This window comes from Candidatus Macondimonas diazotrophica (assembly GCF_004684205.1).
Taxonomy (GTDB): Bacteria; Pseudomonadota; Gammaproteobacteria; order UBA5335; family UBA5335; genus Macondimonas; species Macondimonas diazotrophica.
The window spans coordinates 1-18,083 of record NZ_SRIO01000025.1 but is presented as its reverse complement, the minus strand read 5'-3'; the positions used below and the strand labels follow the sequence as shown (position 1 = coordinate 18,083).

Annotated in this window: 20 protein-coding genes; 11 read left to right on the top strand and 9 right to left on the bottom strand. The window is 61.2% G+C overall.

Annotated features, from left to right (window positions below; genetic code table 11):
- Positions 1 to 44 precede the first annotated feature (44 nt).
- The 11 genes from E4680_RS12745 (at position 45) to E4680_RS12700 (ending at position 10,495) form a co-directional block, all read left to right on the top strand.
- Positions 45 to 314: a hypothetical protein gene (locus E4680_RS12745; RefSeq protein ID WP_135282803.1), complete on the top strand. Its 270-nt coding sequence runs from the start codon at positions 45 to 47 to the stop codon at positions 312 to 314.
- The gene (locus E4680_RS12740; protein WP_135282802.1) at positions 311 to 706 is read left to right on the top strand and encodes a hypothetical protein; all 396 of its coding nucleotides are present in this window, start codon (positions 311 to 313) and stop codon (positions 704 to 706) included. The genes E4680_RS12745 and E4680_RS12740 overlap by 4 nt, the downstream gene beginning before the upstream one ends.
- A complete protein-coding gene (locus E4680_RS12735) occupies positions 703 to 1,035 on the top strand; it encodes a hypothetical protein (protein ID WP_135282801.1) in 333 nt (110 codons plus the stop codon). Before E4680_RS12740 ends, E4680_RS12735 begins: the two co-directional genes overlap by 4 nt.
- On the top strand, positions 1,032 to 1,175 hold the full coding sequence (locus E4680_RS14115) for a hypothetical protein (RefSeq protein ID WP_167792508.1): 144 nt from the start codon (positions 1,032 to 1,034) through the stop codon (positions 1,173 to 1,175). The genes E4680_RS12735 and E4680_RS14115 overlap by 4 nt, the downstream gene beginning before the upstream one ends.
- Before the next feature lie 34 nt (positions 1,176 to 1,209).
- Positions 1,210 to 1,395, top strand: a complete 186-nt coding sequence (locus E4680_RS12730; protein WP_135282800.1) for a hypothetical protein — start codon at positions 1,210 to 1,212, stop codon at positions 1,393 to 1,395.
- Between the two features lie 389 nt (positions 1,396 to 1,784).
- On the top strand, positions 1,785 to 3,344 hold the full coding sequence (locus E4680_RS12725; RefSeq protein ID WP_135282799.1) for an SNF2-related protein: 1,560 nt from the start codon (positions 1,785 to 1,787) through the stop codon (positions 3,342 to 3,344).
- A 15-nt stretch (positions 3,345 to 3,359) separates the two neighbouring features.
- The gene (locus E4680_RS12720; protein WP_135282798.1) at positions 3,360 to 3,752 is read left to right on the top strand and encodes a hypothetical protein; all 393 of its coding nucleotides are present in this window, start codon (positions 3,360 to 3,362) and stop codon (positions 3,750 to 3,752) included.
- Between the two features lie 33 nt (positions 3,753 to 3,785).
- Positions 3,786 to 4,880 (top strand): hypothetical protein, encoded by a 1,095-nt coding sequence (locus tag E4680_RS14335; RefSeq protein ID WP_205688933.1) that lies wholly within the window; start codon positions 3,786 to 3,788, stop codon positions 4,878 to 4,880.
- 84 nt (positions 4,881 to 4,964) lie between these two features.
- Positions 4,965 to 7,934 (top strand): DUF927 domain-containing protein, encoded by a 2,970-nt coding sequence (locus tag E4680_RS12710; RefSeq protein ID WP_135282797.1) that lies wholly within the window; start codon positions 4,965 to 4,967, stop codon positions 7,932 to 7,934.
- The gene (locus E4680_RS12705; protein WP_135282796.1) at positions 7,924 to 9,474 is read left to right on the top strand and encodes a hypothetical protein; all 1,551 of its coding nucleotides are present in this window, start codon (positions 7,924 to 7,926) and stop codon (positions 9,472 to 9,474) included. Before E4680_RS12710 ends, E4680_RS12705 begins: the two co-directional genes overlap by 11 nt.
- Positions 9,475 to 9,484: 10 nt before the next feature.
- Complete coding sequence (locus E4680_RS12700) at positions 9,485 to 10,495, top strand: hypothetical protein (RefSeq protein ID WP_135282795.1); 1,011 nt, start codon at positions 9,485 to 9,487, stop codon at positions 10,493 to 10,495.
- Here the strand turns inward: E4680_RS12700 and E4680_RS12695 are convergent, their stop codons facing one another.
- From E4680_RS12695 to E4680_RS14110, 9 genes are all read right to left on the bottom strand, one after another.
- Positions 10,496 to 11,464: a hypothetical protein gene (locus tag E4680_RS12695; protein WP_135282794.1), complete on the bottom strand. Its 969-nt coding sequence runs from the start codon at positions 11,462 to 11,464 to the stop codon at positions 10,496 to 10,498.
- Entirely contained in the window at positions 11,464 to 13,491 is a 2,028-nt protein-coding gene (locus E4680_RS12690) for an aspartyl/asparaginyl beta-hydroxylase domain-containing protein (RefSeq protein ID WP_135282793.1), read from the bottom strand. Before E4680_RS12690 ends, E4680_RS12695 begins: the two co-directional genes overlap by 1 nt.
- A gap of 44 nt (positions 13,492 to 13,535) precedes the next feature.
- Positions 13,536 to 13,979, bottom strand: coding sequence for a hypothetical protein (locus E4680_RS12685; RefSeq protein ID WP_135282792.1), 444 nt, complete (start codon positions 13,977 to 13,979; stop codon positions 13,536 to 13,538).
- Between the two features lie 9 nt (positions 13,980 to 13,988).
- Positions 13,989 to 14,381, bottom strand: a complete 393-nt coding sequence (locus E4680_RS12680) for a phage tail fiber protein (RefSeq protein WP_135282791.1) — start codon at positions 14,379 to 14,381, stop codon at positions 13,989 to 13,991.
- Positions 14,382 to 14,390: 9 nt separating this feature from the next.
- Positions 14,391 to 14,894 carry a hypothetical protein gene (locus E4680_RS12675; protein ID WP_135282790.1) on the bottom strand — a complete coding sequence of 168 codons (504 nt, stop codon included), beginning with the start codon at positions 14,892 to 14,894 and terminating at the stop codon, positions 14,391 to 14,393.
- Positions 14,891 to 16,150: a hypothetical protein gene (locus tag E4680_RS12670; RefSeq protein WP_135282789.1), complete on the bottom strand. Its 1,260-nt coding sequence runs from the start codon at positions 16,148 to 16,150 to the stop codon at positions 14,891 to 14,893. The genes E4680_RS12675 and E4680_RS12670 overlap by 4 nt, the downstream gene beginning before the upstream one ends.
- Positions 16,150 to 16,677, bottom strand: coding sequence for a hypothetical protein (locus E4680_RS12665; RefSeq protein ID WP_135282788.1), 528 nt, complete (start codon positions 16,675 to 16,677; stop codon positions 16,150 to 16,152). The genes E4680_RS12670 and E4680_RS12665 overlap by 1 nt, the downstream gene beginning before the upstream one ends.
- Positions 16,674 to 16,916 (bottom strand): hypothetical protein, encoded by a 243-nt coding sequence (locus E4680_RS12660; protein WP_135282787.1) that lies wholly within the window; start codon positions 16,914 to 16,916, stop codon positions 16,674 to 16,676. Before E4680_RS12660 ends, E4680_RS12665 begins: the two co-directional genes overlap by 4 nt.
- A partial coding sequence (locus E4680_RS14110; protein WP_167792507.1) for a hypothetical protein occupies positions 16,913 to 18,083 on the bottom strand: 1,171 nt, incomplete at its 5' end. The genes E4680_RS14110 and E4680_RS12660, both read right to left, overlap by 4 nt.

Here is an 18,083-nt window from a genome sequence, read left to right as displayed (position 1 = left end):
GGGCGAGTTGGAAAGTCTTTTAACAACGTATGAGGAGCACAACAATGGAGAAGCATGAGAATCCCCACGGTGTCCTGAACAGGATCCATGTACTGGGTGAGCATCAGCCCGCATTCGCACTTGGCGCGGATGCAGAGGCGGAGATCAGTAAACTGCTGACAGATATGCTCGCTGCGCACAAGCAGGACATGCAGGTAGCCACGCGCGCTGCCTTCGAGCAAGGGAGGTTGCAAGGGCGCTCAGAAGTTATCTCCGCGCTCAACCACTACATGGACCAACGCCATCCCGAGACAGTGGAGGAGGCACGAAAATGACCGCCTTTATGGATCGGCTGAGACTCCACAGAATCGGGGGTTACCGCCCCGACGGCTTCCTCGGACCGAAACTCGATATATCGTGCGATCCGACCGGGAACGCCGAAAGGGTCGGGCTCGGTGCGCGGGAGGAGTGGCGGCTCGCCGTCACGCAAAGCGTGACCTTTTGGGCGAGCAAGGGAGACTTCGAGGCCGCCATGGAGAGCGCCCGCAGGGTTCTCGTCGGCGAGATGTATGCCGACGTGCTCACCGGGCTCTCGGCGCTCAGGCTGGCGATATACAACGGAGACCGGCACGCGCCCCTGGCGGTGGTTGACGAGATTCAGTCGAGCATCATGATGGAGCCCACGGATCGGCCTGACTACCTGTTTGAGCCGGATCGCGTGCGATGAAGGGCGGCGAATCGATCCATGGTGAGCCGAGCCCGTGGCAGTCGATCGAAACGGCGCCAAAGGACGGCACTGTCATTCAGGCGGAAATCCCGGGGCATGGGTCCGACAACCTGATCTGGTGGCTGGAGGGGCTGGTGGACAGCGACTGCAACGACTGCGGCGGCTGGGCGTTCGTGGAAGATCAGGAGCCGCCAGGCTGCTGGACAGACGGCATCTGCTGGGCCTCGAACGAGGACGGCGTCGCCTCGGTCCAGCCGGTGCGGTGGCGTCCTACTGGGCTCATCTTGAGGAGCAAAGTCATGGGCTGGAATTACAGGCCAGAGCAATGACGAAAAAGCGCCGCCCCTACACCTGGGCAGACATCTACCACCGCCACATCCGCGCTGGTGATGACCAGTCCTATGCGGCTTGGGCAGCGGATCGGTGGGAGCAGCGGCAGCGCCGCAAAACAGTAAAGGGCAAGAAGTGAAGAGTGACATGTGCACATGCTATGGGGTACGCAGATGATCGACGAGAACCATTACTTCTACGCCAGGATAGGCAGCGGCCGCAAGCGTCACGTGGTGCGGACCGGGGCCAAAACCGAAACCGCCATCTGTGGCATGGGTGGCAGGCTTGAGCCGCCGGGTGATGTACTCCTGGTCTGCTCGGCGTGCCTCAAGAAGTTGGCCAGGATGAGATCAGAGTAGCTGGAGGAATGTATGTCTGGTTGGGCAGACGAGTATCTGACAATGATTGAAGACTGCGAGAAGCGGGAGTCTCGCCTCACGGAGTGGGAGGTCGAGTTTATTGACTCGATCCGCAGTCAGCTTGAGAACGACCGCCCCCTGACGGAGAAGCAAACGGAGACACTTGACCGTATCTGGGACCGCGTAACTGCAAGAGGGTAGTATCCGATGTCTGACCTATGTACGTGCGACGCATACGATGCCCCGCATCCCCGCTACAGGAGCGACTGTCGAGGGCACAACTTGGCAGACTGCCCGGACCTGGTACGGACCACCGATCCCTACGGGACTGGCGACCAGTGGTATGTGTACGTCGAGCACGGGTGTAAAGCACAGCCGAGCCGTACACCATGATCGCAGTCGATGTCGCTTCAAAGAGTCTGCTGCTCCGACACTCGGACCCTCTGACTGTCCGCAGCCTGATAGACAGCAGCAGGCTGTTGGACCACAGCCAGTACAACGTCGCTGTGCGCCATACCTTGGACGCCACGAAGGTGCTGCGCAACATGGGCATCCCGGCGCCGGCGCCTATCAAGTATTACTACCGCTGGCCGGGGAAGTTCAAGCCCGGCGCTCATCAGACTGTCATGGCGGAGTTCCTGACCCTGCACCGGCGAGGGTTCAACCTGAGCGAGATGGGCACTGAGAAGACGGCCGCTGCGTTATGGGCGGCCGACTGGTTGATGGAGAACAAGCACGTCCGCAAAGCCTTGATCGTCACCCCCTTGTCCACGGTCGAGCGGGTATGGCTGAGTGAAATTTTCGGCGTGCTGATGCACCGCAAGGCCGGTGTGGTGCATGGCTCGCGGGAGTACCGCCTGCACATGCTGGGGCTGGACCTGGATTTCTACATTATCAACTACGAAGGACTGGCCATCGCGGATGTTCGGCGAGCGATCACTGCGCGCGGTGACATTGATCTGGTCATCGTGGACGAGGCGTCCAACTACCGGAACGCCGGCAACCGGCAATACTCGGCGTTCGCGAAGATGTTGCAGCCCCACCAGCGGCTCTGGCTGATGACCGGTACGCCCACCCCCAACGCACCCACGGACGCATGGGCCTTGGCCCGGTTGGTCTCGCCGGAGCGGGTGCCCAAGTATTTCGGGCAGTTCCGCCAGCAGACCATGCAGCAGGTCACGCAGTACAAGTGGGTGCCCAAACCTGACGCATCGCGAATCGTGTACGATGCCCTGCAACCCGCCGTGCGGTTCCGTAAGCAGGACTGCAAGGACTTGCCGCCAGTTACGGTGTCCGCCAGAGACTGCCCGCTGACCAAAGAGCAGACCAAGGCGCTGGCCGCCATGCGTAAACAGATGCAGGCCGAGCTGCGCGCCAAGCAGATCACGGCCGTCAACGCCGCCGACACCATCACCAAGCTGCGCCAGATCCTGTGCGGATCAGTCAGAGACCCACTGACCGACGACTACATCCCGCTCGACCACGCGCCACGTCTACAGGTGCTGATGGACTGCATTGCTGAAGCATCCGCCAAGGTGTTTGTAGTTGTACCATTCAAGGGCATTATCAATGTGCTTGAAAAAGAAGTAAGTAAACTGTATAGTGTCGGTGTGCTGAATGGTGACGTATCTGTTGCAAAGCGTAATGAGATCATCGTAAACTTCAAGGCACAGGCCGACCCGCATGTACTCTTATGCCACCCAAAGGTGATGTCTCACGGCCTGAACCTGACAGAGGCAGATATGTGCATTTTCTACGCACCGATCTACAGTAACGACCAGGCACAGCAGGTAGTCGAGCGGTTCAACCGCTCCGGGCAAACGCGCCCCATGACGGTCATTCGCATCGGCGGCCATAAGCTGGAGTGGGACATCTACAGCCTGATCGAGTCGCGCAGGCTGGGGCAGCAGCAGATGCTGGACATGTATAAGTCTGTTGCACAAGGGTAAACAAGAGGAGGTATCATGGACATCGAAAAAGTTGTAGCTGTATATGTGAAGATCCGGGACGAGAAGTCTCGGATCAAGAAAGAAGCAGACGCCAAGTGTGCCGAGCTGCAAAGCAAGATGGACCGATTGGGCGCCGAGATCCAGCGAGAGCTGAACCGGCTGAACGTACAGTCCGTGCGAACGGATGCCGGCACAGCGTTTCAGAAGGAAGAGATCAAGCCAAGCTGCAAGGACTGGAATGTGCTGGACACCTGGGCGATTGCCGAAGGTATCCCGCCGTCCGAGATCTACGAGAAGCGCCTTTCCCGGCGTTTTGTGACAAACTATATGGCCGACCACGACGGGGAAACCCCTCCTCCGGTGTCTGCGTATAGGGAGTTCACGGTGCATGTGCGCCGTGGCGACTGACCACCCCCGTCATTTACTGCTGGAGTTTCAAGTATGTCCAATCTGACTGTTTTCTCTTCCGGTACCGCCCCTGTTCCGGCACATATCGCCGCGTTTGTGGACGAGCGGGAGACCAACCTCATCGAGCGCAACCGGATTCCCACGCTCAACTATGCCGGCAAGGTCTGGTCGATCTCCCTGCCGGACGGCACCCGTACCAACCTGACGCGGCGCAACGAAGACGGTGATTCCGAACCCGTCCAGACGTTGCGAGTTGTCGTTATGGATTACGCCAAGCACCGTGGGCGGGCCTACTACGAAGGCGCGTATGACCCCGAGAAAGTGAGTCTCCCGGCGTGCTGGAGTGACGACGGCGAGAAGCCCAGCGCTCAGGTGGCAGAGCCCAAAAGTGCATCCTGCCGCACCTGCCCACTGGCTGCCAAAGGGTCCAAGATCACCGAGGCTGGCAAGGCTGTCACTGCGTGCTCCCAGCAACGGCACATCGTTGTACTCCCGCTTGTCGGTGAGATGAAGCTGCCGCCGTTGCGGCTCAAGCTGGCCATTACCAGCCTGTTCGACAAGCAGTCACCCGACCTGGAGAAGGAAGGCTGGCGCGCCTTCGAGAACTACGTGGACTTCCTGCGTGGCAACGGTGCCAAGCACACCGCCACCATCGTCACCAAGATGCGGTTCGACCCCAACGCCAACTACCCCAAAGTCATCTTCTCTGCCGAGCGGTGGCTGGAGCCACACGAAATGGAGGTAGTCAAGGCGCGCATGGAGGACGGCTCAGTCGAGTCACTGCTGGCAGTGGATGAGCCTGCGGCCGCCCCTGCGTTGCCGGCTGGCAGCCCTGATGTAAAGGCGGCGGAAGTGGAGCAGGCCCCTGCGCCGGCAGCCAAGAGAGAGCCCGAGCCTGCGGCTAAACCCCGTCAAGCCGCCAAGCCGGCAGCCAAGGCCGAGTCGAAGCCGGCCAAGCCGGCAGCCAAGCCTGCCAAACCCGCCCCGGAACCGGAGGACGATGACCAGATCGAGATGAGTTTCGACGCGGGTGAGCCCGAAGAAGCAGCCTCAGCCCCCGCCGCTGCGGCAGAGACCACGGAGGTGCCGAAAGAACTGCAAGACCTGCTCGCGGAATGGGACGACTAAGTCCCGCATGATGTAGCATGGGTGGCCGCCGGATGTTTCGGCGGCCGCCTCATAGTATGCTGTGTGCTCTCCAAGGGGCTATCTGTGAACGTAACGCAATTTTTGCGGGCAGTCTGGCCCGCCACAGGCTACTTCGCGCTGGCCACCCCCTGGACGCCACCCGGCGCCAGCAATGCCGTATTCGTCCACAAGGTCGTACAGTCCCATGCGGACGCCATCCTCGCCGCCGAGAAGTTATCCCCAGCAAATGATGTGTATTTCTGCGTGCAGTCGCTGGCCGAGCCGCGCGTGTGGAACCCCAAGAAACGGAACCGCAAGACGGGCGAGGAAGGGGCCTACGAGGTGCGCACACAGCGCAACATGTGCGAGGCCAAGTGCCTCGTTATGGACATCGATGTAGGCACGGATGACCACAAGTACCCCAGCCAAGCTGAAGCACTAAGAAACCTCAAGCAGTTCGCTACCTCCGCCGGCCTGCCGGCACCCATCGTCGTGTCATCTGGCATGGGGCTGCATGTCTACTGGCCGTTCACCAACGCGTTGCCTACCGCCCGCTGGGCACAGATCGCGGCCAAGCTGAAGGCCCTGGCCGTAGCCAAGGGGCTGAAGATCGACCCTACACGAACAGCAGATGCCGCGTCCGTACTGCGCCTGCCAGGCACACTACACCATAAAGGCACTCCGCGCCCGGTACAGATACTGCGGGGAGGAGAATGCACACCCGCCGAAGAGATCGAGCATAGGCTGGACGCTGCACTGGCAGCGTGCGATGTTGCCGTACAGGTGCCGAGTCGCCCGCCAGCGTATCTGGAAGGCTTCGCAGACAACACCACGATACACACGTCCCCGCCGCCCGGGATCAAGGCCGTCATCCTGGCCTGCCCGCAGATGCAGTACGCCATGGCCAACGCGGCAAGCTTGTCTGAGCCGATGTGGTACGCCGCGCTGGGGCTGATCCGTCACACGCGGGAAGGCGACAAGGCCGCACACAAGTTCAGCGCCAAGGACGCCCGGTACTCAGCCACCGAGGTCGAGAGCAAGCTGGCCAACCTGGCCGCGCAGGACATCGGGCCTACCACCTGCACCAAGTTCGACACGATCAATCCTGGTGTGTGTGCAGGCTGCCCGCAGTGGGGCAAGATCAAGTCGCCCATCGTGGGCGCCAAGTTCACCGACTACGCACCGCCGCCGGCAGCACCTGTCGTAAAAGGGGCGCCGCAACCAACAGTCACCATCCCTACAGCCCCTCATCCGTACAAGCGCCTGGCGACGGGGGTGTACATCGACATCTCCGTCAAGCCCAAGAAAGGGGAAGAGGATGAGATCCAGCTCACCGAGACCGTCAAGATCCTGGACCACGACTTCTACCCGGTGCGGCGGTACAGAGACCCCTACCGCATAACGGAAACGCACGTCTGGTGTGCTGTGCTCCCACTGGTAGGGATGACAGAGATTCACCTGCCGGCTGAAGCGATGTACGATACCAAGAAGCTCAGCCAGTTATTGTCTAACAACGGAGTGTTCGTCGCGCAGAATGCAGTCAATATGGTGGGGAATTACATGGTGGCATACATCAAGCAACTGCAACGTGCTGCCGTCGCCGATGTGGTGTATGGTGCGCTGGGGTGGACTGACGATATGCAGGAGTTCGTCCTGCCGCACAAGGTGATCCGAGCAGATGGCACAGACAAGGTGCCCACGATGGACCAGGGCGCACAGCGCACAGTGTCCGCCGTTCACGCGGCAGGCGAGATGTCTCGCCAACTGGACCTGCTGAAATTCTTCAACCACCCAGAGTACGCCCCCAACCAGTTCGCCATCTGCGCTGCGCTAGGGGCTCCCCTGCTGTACATGACCGGCCACCACGGCGTCATCGTCAATATGTCCGGCAAGCCGGGGGCGTCCAAGTCCACCACCCTGTATACCTGCGCTTCACTGTGGGGGCACCCCGAGAAGATGACCCTCAACGGCACGTCGCAGGGCGCCACCGCGCAGGCGCGCGACAACCGCATGATGATTATGAGCAACCTCCCACTGACCGTGGATGAGATCACCCGGATGCCGCCACGCGCCATGGCAGATATGGCCATGAGTGTCACGCAGTCCGAGGGGCGCGTAAGGCTGGACACCACCGGCACCGAGCGCAAGACACTGCAAGGCAGCAAGTCCACCATCATGCTCTGTACAGCCAACACCAGCCTCTACTCCGCCCTGGCGTCTGACAGGGCCGACAGCACTGCCGAGTCGGTGCGGGTGTTTGAGATCCTGTTCAACCCGCAGCAGGTCCACACCAAAGCGCAGGCCGATACGTATCTGTCAGACCTGAAGGAGAACTACGGTCACATCGGCGAGGCGTTCATCACCTACGTCATTGCCCATCGGGATGAGGTCCAGCAGCAGGTACGGACCATCATGCAGGCCATCGACACGCGCATGGCCATTTCGGGTGGGGAGCGGTTCTGGTCGGCAGTGGCTGCCGTAGCCTGCGCAGCCTGCGAGATCGGCGCCAAGCTGGGGTTGCTGCCTTACGATGTGCGCACACTGTGGGCGTGGTTGAGCCGAGAACAGATCCCCTTCATGCGCTCGGCGATGTCCGAGCAGTACCTGCACCCGGTCAGCATCCTCGCGGAATACCTGGAGACCATCAACGCCAACATGCTGGTGTTGCAGACTGCTTCGACAGTGCAGGGGTGGCACTCCAACATGCCCACCATCATCCGCCAGCCCACCAGCACACAGCTACTGGCGCGCCATGAGATCGACAAGGGGCTGATGTGGGTACAGAAGAAGGGCTTTAAGGAGTACTGCACCCGGCTGGGGCACAACTACACCACCATCATCCGCACCCTGACCGAAGACAAGGTGATTTCCAACAAGAGCATCCTCAAGGTTCTCGGCGCTGGCACGGACTACGCCAAGGGGCAGAGTAGCTGTATGCTGGTCAACATGTTCAATCAACTGCTGAGTGGCGAGCTGGCCGCAGCGGAGAAGCTGCGCAGTCCGGATAGCAAGGTGATCACCTTCCCGCCGCAGGGCAGCACCAGTGGTCAATAACTCGTGGAAGCCGGGCAAGCCAGCCACCCTGGTGCCGCTTGGCAACATCGACCTGGCCACGCGGTGGGTGCCCTACGCCCGCCGCGTACTGGCCCAGCTTGCCCAGCAGGGTGACTTCCGCCGCAAGATGATCGTCCCCGCACCAGGCATTACGATTCACTTGGAGACTCGGGGCGGTATCCCACGCATCATTATTGAGGCCGGCGGCAGTTTCTGGTGGTGGTCGTACTTCTCCGGGCTGGCACCGCCGGAGGAAGGCGGTGGGCGCATTGCGCAGGTGGTCGCGACCGATGTCCCAGGGCAGATTGCCATGCCGCCGCCCGGCGAGCTGACTGACCTGCGCGGGCTGTACAAGTACCAGCAGATTTTTTCTGGTGACAAGTGGCTCGGTGCCAAGACCCCGCATATCGTCAAGACAGGCCCAGTGCTGCGTGTTGCACTGTATGAAGCGCACAACGATCTGGCCATCGACTTCTTCACGGTCCGGCTGGGCACAGTGCAGGACAACAACCAGCCGCAGCAACCCACATTCTTCCACGACGAGCAGATCAACCTCACGCTACCTGCTCCTGTAGTCGGTTCGTTCCGGCTCGGGCCGGCGGTGTATCCGTTCCTGTTCGCCACGGAGTGGGCGCTGCTGTACGGCAATGACATCGGCGGCCCCACAGCGACAGGCGCGACCTTGGTGCGCGGGCGGTACCCCACCCCCGACGACCCGACGACATTCCTGGCGCAGAGCACTGGCGTGGATCTGAGCTACGTGGCCACGCTGACACATCTGCCCGGCCCGAACCCAGGCGCTGGCACGGAACTGCGTACCAGTGGATCGTCGCGCATTGGCTTCGGCTACCATCAGGGCAACGGCTCGTTCGACCCGGCGCTCCCTCCAGATCCCGAGACGCCGCTCGACCGGGATTTCTACTTCGTGTCGTTAGTCGAGACCGTGGATGAGATCCCCGGTACTTCCCCGACGTTGTACCAGCAAGCGGCGATAGTGTTCAAGCGCAGCATCGACGACCCGCACACCAACACCATGGTCACCTCCTGGCTCCTGGCAGAGTACGTGCAGCCAGACAGCGAAGTACCGGTGATGTACTCAACCTATGAGTATCAAGGCAAGTTGTGGGTCATTTTTGGCCGGTATGTGCTACGCAACCCCGGCGGATCAGCGCCAGAAGACCGCGACTGGTTCTTCGACCAGTATGTCGTGGACAAGAATACCGGTGTGCTGTTGCACACCCAGCTCGACTGTGGGGTGCGCTTGTGGGCGGAGACGGCCACCGGGATCTACGGCTACGCGCTGCCGGCAGTAACATTCACGTATAGTGGCGGCACGGCAACTGAGGCACACATCGAGTGGAAGCTGCGGCGGTACGAGTTCGGCGTGGACGCCCAAGCCCTGTCGCTCTTTCCTGTCGAGGACGGCAACGGCGACCCCATCGACTTGCTCGACATCACATCCACCCAGATACTGTCGCCAGGCCAACCCGCAGGCGGGCAGTACGACTCTTTCAACCATTTCGTTCTGTTGCAGCATTGAGGACTGACTGATGGCTTGCGCATGGGAAAACAAGCAGCGGTGTGTGGAGGTTTGCCTTGGGGATATTGGCAACTATGCGTACATAGGGCGCGACTGGAATATCTCGTCAGATTTGAGGTTGATAGAAGTAAATAAAGACCTAACAGGGTGGGTAGACCACGGGATTTTATCTGATGGAATTTCAGAGCGGCTAATGTCGAAGAGCCGCAAAGTATTCCGCCTACGCTTTACTACTGGCCCGGACGAGACACACATAGATGAGCACGAAGGAGGCGCAGTTTTTACGGAGGTTGCCGTAGTTCCAGGGCTTTCTAGAAACAACAAGTACATTCAATACTTAGCTGGGAAATTGAGGGCAGGTACGTTTATTAGCCCTGGTCTCGACAGTATTGACGTATCAGACACTGGCACTACATGGAGTTCAGGCGGAGGTGGCATTGAGGGCGTGTATGCGCATACTGTACTTGGCACCAGGCTAGTTGCGTCTATCCTTGGAGCGTCAGTCGAGCTGCATTACTCAGATAATGCCGGCGCTGCATGGCTGCTTGGGCAAGGGAGTATAGATGCTGGCAACCCGCACGAGTTTTGCCATTCCGGTAGTCGCTTAGTTCGCGTTGCGTTTGGCAGTACCGATGTGTTGTCGACCTCTGACGGCGCTGCATGGACTACCTACTCTAATTTTGAAACATTCGCATCAGCCCCGCCATTCTCGGCCGCAGATGGTAGCGGTACAATTCTGATCGCCGGCAATGTTGTCTCTACTGGAGATCGTGCATTCTTGCGGTCTACAAATCACGGCGTGTCATGGGCTACTCGTACGTTTGTCGCCGCAGGGATACCGAATGTATCAAATTCATCTGAGTCGTGGGGGCTGTTTTGGGATGGTGCTCAATTTGTGTGCTTAATCAAGCGTGACGATCTCGGCGAGTTCCAAGTGTATACATCGCCTACAGGGCTGACTTGGGCAGCAGGGATTTTCATTCCTAACGTCGAGCACTACCCCACACAAATCATCGACTAATCACGTCGCCGCCGAAATCGTCGTCGTGCCGATACCCACCAGTGAGCTGAGGGCGGCTTGTGCCATGGCACCGTAGACCTGTGCTGCCGCCGCCGCACCGCGCACCTTGGCGTCTACACCCTGGTAGAAGGCGTTGAGGTTGATCTCGTTGGTGCGCAAGGTGTTGTCGCTGACTTGGAAGGGTACACGCATGGCAATCTCGTCACGTTGCAGCCGTGCGCGGTAGAGGTCTGCGGTGGCTGCCATCAAGGCAGCCTTGGCCTGTGCTTCCTGGTTGGCAATGTTCACCGCCGAGTCGAAGCCGTTGGTGATGGCACGGATGTAGTCGGCTGCCGCCGCGATGGCTTGCAGTCTGGCCGTCACCACCTTGTCTACCGCGAAACGCAGATTCTCCAGCTCGATCTCGGCCTGGCGGATCGCCACGTCCCGTGACTGTTCTTGCAATTTTTGCAACTGCTCGAAGCGGTTGGCTTGCAGCAGCTTGGTCATGGCGCCCGACGGCAGCGAGAAGCCACGCTGGGCGAACTGGAGCAGGGTCTGAGAGTCGGCGCGTTCCCCTTCGGCGATGAGGCGGTCGCGACCGCGCTGCCATATCTGGTTCTCCACCGCCGGGTTGATGCCGGTGCCGCCGTTGGTGATGGTGTTGATGAGCCAGTCCATGCCCTCGTCGTAGCCGTCGGTGTTCAGCGGGTAGTAGATCGTGAAGAACTCCGTCAGCTTGTCCGTCATCAACTGCACGAGGAAGTCACGCTGAGCTTCGTAAGTTGTGATGGTGTTCTCGACGTTGGGCACGCCGGGCTCGACGGCAGACAGCGCGTAACTCAGTGCCGGCGGCTGTACGGCGGAGTTGCCCTCGGCGGCGGTGACGGCCTTCCAGGCGGCGATGTCCGCCGCACCTGCCCACAGGCCCGCCGCACCCGTGGCAGTGTCAATTACGAGGTCAACTACGTCTTCCGGGCTGCTAGCCATCAGATTCTCCGGTCTCGTACCACGGGCAGTAAGGTAATGTCTGCCACATCGAAGTCATCGCCGTTCTGGTTCAACAGGTCGAACTCCCAGTATACGCCTCTTGCGCCTCTGCCAATATCCACGCGGTGGTTGTTCAGCGGCGTGCTGGATGTGCGGGCCTTGTAGTAGCGTGCCACACCATCCACGTCCACGCGCAGCACCAGCGCCCCGTCCGAAGCCGCTCCGACGTACACCGTGGGCACATGCTTGACGGACTGAATGCCCAGCGTGGTGCGCACAAAGGCGGCAAAGGCATCGATGGGCGACCCGGCATCCGTAGTGCCGCTCAGCTTGTAGATGCCGTCGTTGGCCACGCCGTAGTAGTCGTTGCCACGCCGGAAGAAGCTGTTGAAGCCGTAGTCGTCGTACTGAGCGGACGCTTGGGTGTCCATGTTGACCACCCACACTGCGGCGTTCTCCGGAAGATCGGCACCAGCCAAGGCACGCAGGGCTTGCAGGGAGCCGGCCGACAGATTTCCGAGCAGTGTCAGCCCGTACACCCCGGAGAGCGTCAGCGATCCGCTGGACGCCAGCGAAGACATCAACGACAGGAGCTGTGCGCGTGTCAGCGCAAGCGTGCCGGTCAGCGCACCGGCGCTGTTGAGTACCAGAACCAGGTCGGTGAACAGGTTCGGTGTCTGCGAATCAACCGCCAGCCCGGACACCATCATGAAGGTGCCGTCAGGCCACCACGGCGGGTAGCTGATCATCTCGAACTGTAGGGAAAGCGTCCAGTCACCCTGGCCGTACTCCACGCCTTCCTCGGCACCGATCATGGCGAACGGCCGCAGGCTCCAGTTGCCGCTACCGTGGTCTTCATCGAGCCCCTGCCCCCACATGGCCCAGCGCGGCAGGATCCAGAAGCCTTCGTCAGGGTCGGCAGGAACGTACGTCTGCTCGACACCCGTCATAGTGAAGCGCGGCAACGTCCAGCTACCTTGGCCATACGCGACACCTGTCTCGGTGCCGAGCATCTGAAATGCAGGCAGGTTCCACGTGCCGCTCCCACCGCCCGACGGGAATATGTCCAGCCCCGTGGTCATGGCAATCGTCACGTCGCCTGTCTTCACGGGGGTGGGCGTTGCCTCCAAGTCCATCTGCACCGGCATGAGGGCAGCCGGTGCCAAGCCAATCGCCAGGTCGAACGTACTGGCCATCACGACACGCGGCGGCGTCATGACGGTGAGCCCCATCTCCATGGTGATCGGTAGCGAGGGGTCGGCGATGGTGGCACTGGCAACTTCGGTGTCGAGTATGGCGTCCAGCGATGAGTACAGCAGGCCGTAGCCCTGCGTCACTTCCGACGGTGCGATGGGTGCCTGCGGGCTGGGCACCAACGACTGCCCAACCACCTGGTAGTACACCTGCCCGGTGACGGAGCGATGAATGCGCAGCGTGGTAGTGGGCGTGTTAACGGCCAGCAGCGCGCCGCTGACGCCGTTCTCGAAAATGCGCACACCCGACACATCTGCCATGATGCCGTAGCGGTAGGCACTCGGCAGCGTGGAGGTCTCCCCAACAGCGTCCAGTCCGACAAATACGGCATAACTGCCATATTGGATACGGCACTCGATGTAGTCGCCGGGCGCGACGGCACTGATCGTGTCCGCCAAGCTGTTCCACTGGCGGTCGAAGTAAGTGTTGACCTGTGCCGGGGTGGGCGGTTCCGGCGGAGATGACACCTCACCGTACCCGCCACCAGATCCATCCTGTAGTAACGGCGAAGACTGGCGACCACCCCCCGATGCCGGCACGGTAACTATGACCGGTTCATAAGTAACGATCCCAGTCGAGCCGTACCCATAGCCAGGGTAGAAGGCTGTCTCCGTCACCGGGACAAGGAGTACAACTTCCGTTTCTTCCGTCGGCGGTGAGTAGGTCACGCCACTGCCGTCACCGATACTGGTAGTACTGGTCGTACCGGAGGCCGTGCCTTCCGTACCGGGGATGATCTCGTAGATCAGAGGCTTATATAGTGTATTCGCCACCTCCTAAGCCTCCACGAACAGGCCGGCAGGTATGCCAGCCACAGTCAGATCAGCGGCAGCGCCACGTTCAACGAGTCGATCACCTTGTAGTTGCCAGACACGAAGCTGAGGCTGCTGAAGTTGAGGTCCGCACCCGCCAGTCCTACCGTGCCCTGCACTCGCTTCTCGGTGGTGCTGAGTGCTCCGGTGTCCGAGATGGCCATCCAACGGAAGAACGACGCCGTACCGGTGGCCGTAATCTGCCCACGCCAAATTTCGCTGGCGTTCTTGGCCAGGATGCCAGCCGATACCGTACTGGCAAACGTGATGCCCGTACCTGTGGCGTCCAGTGAGATCGTGCAGAGCACCGTCAGTGCCGAGCTGTCGGCATCCGCCGTCGAGGGCATGGCACCCGCAAAAATCTTCAGCACACCGCCGTCCAGCCCGCTTTTGAAGCTGCCGGAGATCAGCATGTGGTTGCGCAGCCCCGAACTGATTTGAATCGCCATGTCAGATCCTCACGCAATGGACGCGATGACGCGCCCAGCCGACAGGTTCAGTGACCCGCTGGCCTCTATAGTCTCGGGTACGGCCAGCTCGCCATAGTTCAGAAAGTTGCCGCCAGTCAGCGCGTCCCAAATGCCGACGTGGGTCACGATATAAGTGGTCGCCGCCGCGTCCGCCGTCCAGGTAACGCCGGCATCCGTTGCTTTGGTCAGCCCGCTGGCCGCCGCGAAGGTAATGGCCTTGCGCACATAGGCTGCATCGGTTCCCACCAGCACTTCGTCGGTGCCCGTCAGACCGGGGTCGGCGGTGTGCAGGGACAGATACCAGGTGGTAGGGCGTGTTGCTGCGGCCGTTGACAGCAGCCAGTCCAGCACCAGGTTACCCGCGTAAGTCGAGATGGGCATGATCAGTCCTCAAGAACTGGTGAGTGCTACGCCGGCAATGACGTTCAGCACGTCACCAGCGTTTACTGTTTTGGGAGAAGGAGCTGCCACCACCGATGCCAGGATACCAGTGGTGCCGCCCTTGACCGAGTTGCTGTGCAGGCCGCCGCCCTGAACTGTTGTCGTGGCGGTGAACGTGAACACTGCCGGGCTGGCCGCGTTGGTGTACAGGCCGCTGCCCGGCGCGTCCGGCACCAGTGTGGGGCGGTTGGCCTCGCTGTACGCCGTGGTGATTTCCGTCGCGTTGGCCGGGTAGTTGGCGGCGGTATCCGTGAGTTGTGGGGTGTAGGCGCCGCTGTACAGGCTGATGTACCAGGTGCCGAACTGACTGCCGGCACTGAACGCCGCCGCGATGATGTAGTCCCGCCCGGCATTGGGTATGAGGTTCTTCTCCGTCCACTCCCACTTCAATCGGCCGTGCCGGTCAAAGCACCGGAAGGTGTAGACAAAGTGCGGGTCGAATAGCTCGATCACGGCGTCAGCCCTCCACTCTTGCGCACCACCTCCATCTGGATGAAGGAGTCGGCAGCCAGTCGGGAGACCGAGGCGTTCTGCACACTGACCACGGTTTGACGCAGGCCGTCCTGCTCTCGTACCAGTGCGGCACCGCTGGTGCCGTCGTGCGGCGCCACGTCTTGATCTTGAAGGTTTGTCACTTGTCCGTCTCCCGTCGCGAGAACCAGCCCCCTCGAAGTGTACCACACTACATCGCGTGCGTAGGGCACCCTGGCGCTGGTACCATACACCGCACCATACGCCAACCGCTGCCCGATAGTGAAGTCCTCCGGCCCGGATCCCTGGAAAAAGTAAGTCTGGTCAGAGACCAGCCACACGCCGGCGTCCACCGGCTCCACGACCGTGATGTAGTCCTCCTGAAGGATGAACCCCGTGGACAAGTTCACCCAGTCGGGGGCGTAGGGCTCCGTGACCCACAGCACGTTGTCGGCGGCGATGTACAGCCGGCCGTTGTGCTCGCGGATAATCTGGCCGGCCGGCGGCGCGCACATCTGCTGGGTGACCAGAGGGGCGCCGTTGCCCAGCTCTGCGGTGGTGATCGTGTAGGTGAACACGTTGGCAGCCAGCTCAGCCACCAGGAACAGTGTCGCACCGTTGGGTGTGCTGGCGTAGACCCGCTTCGTCCGGCCAACCGGCATGCCCTCCACAACCAGCGATCCCGTACTGCCCGGCAGAATACTCACAACGGACAGATCGCTGGCGCCCGACTCCACGCCGTCAGCGTCTACCGTCGTGATGGCGACCAGATAGTCACCAGCAGGCATGAGGCCGGCCGTCGCGTAGACCGTCGGCGTAGCGGGGACGGGCAGCCCCCACTCCTGCACGCCACCAGCCGTGATCTTCTTGGTGATCAACCCGTCGCTGAAGTACAGGGTGTCGTTGAAAAACTCGTAAGCCGGTGTGGGGCCATACACGCCAGAGAACAACACGGTAACGGTGTCGTCGTCATTCAGTTGGCACAGATCGGCACCCTGAATGAAGAACGTGCCCAGCGGGCAGGAGTAACCGCCCCGGCAGTTGGCGGCGCTGACGATGCGCGTGTAGCCCTCGCGGCGGTGCAGGTGGCCGGCGTTGTCCACATCGATGTTGACGAGGTTGCGCAGCGTACCCTCCGGCAGTGCGTAGTCCGGCTGGCGGTTGTTCATGCCCTTGGGCCACGGCCCGTAGCGGACGGTGATGTCGGTTTGTGCGGCTGTGGGGAGATGTCTGGCCATCAGGCTGCCTTCGATAGCAGTTGTACACGGATGGACTGTTCAACCGTTTGGACGCGGATGCTATTTGTGGCGGTCTGCACGCGGATGTCCGGCGTAGCCACTCGTACACGGATGGACTGTTCAACAGTTTGGACGCGGATGCTGCCGCTGATGCTCTGCGTGGGTGCCACCTGCGTGTACACCACGTCCGCCGTGCCGCCCGACTGGGCGCCTCCTGTGCCGACATATTCGTAGCTGTGGATTGCTGCCCCACCGGACTGGGCGCCGCCGGTACCAGTGTAGGCGATACCAACCTGAACGTCGGCACTGCCACCCGCTTGGGCGCCTCCTGTGCCGGTGTAGGCGATACCAACCTGAACGTCGGCGCTGCCACCCGCTTGGGCGCCGCCTGCACCGACGTAAGCGAAACCTACCTGAACGTCCGCCGAGCCGCCCGCCTGTGCGCCGCCTGTGGCGACATAGACGTTGCCTTGCTCCTCCCCCGATGCCCCAATGGGCGCAATACCGATGGGGCGGATGCCGATCATCGGTTACGCCTGGATTTCTTCGACAGCGATGGTGGGCATGCCGCCCGACTCCGTTGCGCAGGCCGCAGCTGCCGCAGCCCATACCCCCACGCCTCCCGCAGGAGCGCCTTTTCACCAGGCGTGAAGGGGCCGCCGGGGCGTTGGTAGTGGGCGATGCGCTTCTTGGCGTAGGCCGCCAGCCGGGCATCGCTCCAACCCTTGAACAACTGGGCGTCGATGCGGGGATAGGGGCGGCTCATGAAAGGACCGTCATGGTTTTGAGGCCGTATAGCTTCAGGCTGCTGCCAGAAACAAATTGATCGGTAGGGTTGTTATCGGTGACGACCTGAATCCGGGTAATCGCTGCTGTAGACTCCCAGTGCGTCCCATAACCGAATAGATATATAGTAGAAGAGTCTCTTCGCTCGAAAGATTCGGTAATAAACATCTTTTCTTTGCTAGGGCTCCCCGGGCTCAGGCATCGAGAAAAAACCATAGCAAAAACGTTAGACAGCGCTGTCGATCCCACGATACCGAAAGCCTCCGGCGTATCACTCGCGCTTCCGGAAACACTGCTGCCGCCGTAATGCCGCGCATATCTGTAGTTGCCGTTCACGGCATCCCCGTTCAGAAGAAATGCGCCCTTGTCATCCGAGGCCGATACAGTACTTCTGAGTTGCGCCTCTATCTCAAACGAATCATAGTTATTCGGCAAGGTTCCGCCCGGCCACCACTCGTCTGTATCGAACACCCCGTTCGCCGTCAGCGTCTTTTCGTACAACAGCTCCCGCGCATGGATCTCCACGGCAGCCGCCCGGGTAAGTAGGATTTCGCTCGGCGCCGTGTCCCAGGTCCCCGGTGTCGCCAGCGTGTAGGTCACATAGCCGAGCACACGGCAGCGCACGTTGCTGAGCGCCGCAGCGGAATAGATCACCCTGGGGCTGTCCGCGCCGCCAGCGCCGCCTTCTGCGGTGGTCGAGACCACGCTGTTATCGCGGATGCCGCTGGGGCGCACCACGGCGCCCATGGCGAGGGTGCCGGCATTATTGAACAGCAACACACCCACTTTGAACGCCAAGTTGGCGACAGCGCCCCCCGTGCTGCCCGAGCTGAACGTGACCGACAGCGCAGCCGTCAACTCCAACACCTCGAAGCCGCCGGTCGTCGTATTGAACGCGATCCGCACGGGGTCCGTCGGGCTAGGGTCGGTGCCGGCCAGGGTCTTGATGGCGATGGTCTCGGCGTTGCCTGCCCGGCTGGTGGTGATTGTCAGATTTTCAACCAGTCCCGCGTGGTCGGTCGCCAGCCGGCGAGCGGGCAGCACAGCGGAAATCTCGACGGTCTTGCCAGTCCAGTCCACGGCTGCGCCGCCGTTACTGCTGGAGTGTACTGCGGTGCGTGTCAGGGTGTCGGTCGCGGCGTCAGTT

What these genes read in the sequence shown, in the direction of transcription:
- E4680_RS12700 (WP_135282795.1), top strand. Translation starts at nt 9,485, where the DNA reads ATGGCTTGCGCATGGGAAAACAAGCAGCGGTGTGTGGAGGTTTGCCTT.
- E4680_RS12660 (WP_135282787.1), bottom strand. Translation starts at nt 16,916, where the DNA reads ATGAGCCGCCCCTATCCCCGCATCGACGCCCAGTTGTTCAAGGGTTGG.
- E4680_RS12735 (WP_135282801.1), top strand. Translation starts at nt 703, where the DNA reads ATGAAGGGCGGCGAATCGATCCATGGTGAGCCGAGCCCGTGGCAGTCG.
- E4680_RS14115 (WP_167792508.1), top strand. Translation starts at nt 1,032, where the DNA reads ATGACGAAAAAGCGCCGCCCCTACACCTGGGCAGACATCTACCACCGC.
- E4680_RS14335 (WP_205688933.1), top strand. Translation starts at nt 3,786, where the DNA reads ATGTCCAATCTGACTGTTTTCTCTTCCGGTACCGCCCCTGTTCCGGCA.
- E4680_RS12730 (WP_135282800.1), top strand. Translation starts at nt 1,210, where the DNA reads ATGATCGACGAGAACCATTACTTCTACGCCAGGATAGGCAGCGGCCGC.
- E4680_RS12740 (WP_135282802.1), top strand. Translation starts at nt 311, where the DNA reads ATGACCGCCTTTATGGATCGGCTGAGACTCCACAGAATCGGGGGTTAC.
- E4680_RS12725 (WP_135282799.1), top strand. Translation starts at nt 1,785, where the DNA reads ATGATCGCAGTCGATGTCGCTTCAAAGAGTCTGCTGCTCCGACACTCG.
- E4680_RS12670 (WP_135282789.1), bottom strand. Translation starts at nt 16,150, where the DNA reads ATGGCCAGACATCTCCCCACAGCCGCACAAACCGACATCACCGTCCGC.
- E4680_RS12685 (WP_135282792.1), bottom strand. Translation starts at nt 13,979, where the DNA reads ATGGCGATTCAAATCAGTTCGGGGCTGCGCAACCACATGCTGATCTCC.
- E4680_RS12720 (WP_135282798.1), top strand. Translation starts at nt 3,360, where the DNA reads ATGGACATCGAAAAAGTTGTAGCTGTATATGTGAAGATCCGGGACGAG.
- E4680_RS12665 (WP_135282788.1), bottom strand. Translation starts at nt 16,677, where the DNA reads ATGATCGGCATCCGCCCCATCGGTATTGCGCCCATTGGGGCATCGGGG.
- E4680_RS12695 (WP_135282794.1), bottom strand. Translation starts at nt 11,464, where the DNA reads ATGGCTAGCAGCCCGGAAGACGTAGTTGACCTCGTAATTGACACTGCC.
- E4680_RS12680 (WP_135282791.1), bottom strand. Translation starts at nt 14,381, where the DNA reads ATGCCCATCTCGACTTACGCGGGTAACCTGGTGCTGGACTGGCTGCTG.
- E4680_RS12745 (WP_135282803.1), top strand. Translation starts at nt 45, where the DNA reads ATGGAGAAGCATGAGAATCCCCACGGTGTCCTGAACAGGATCCATGTA.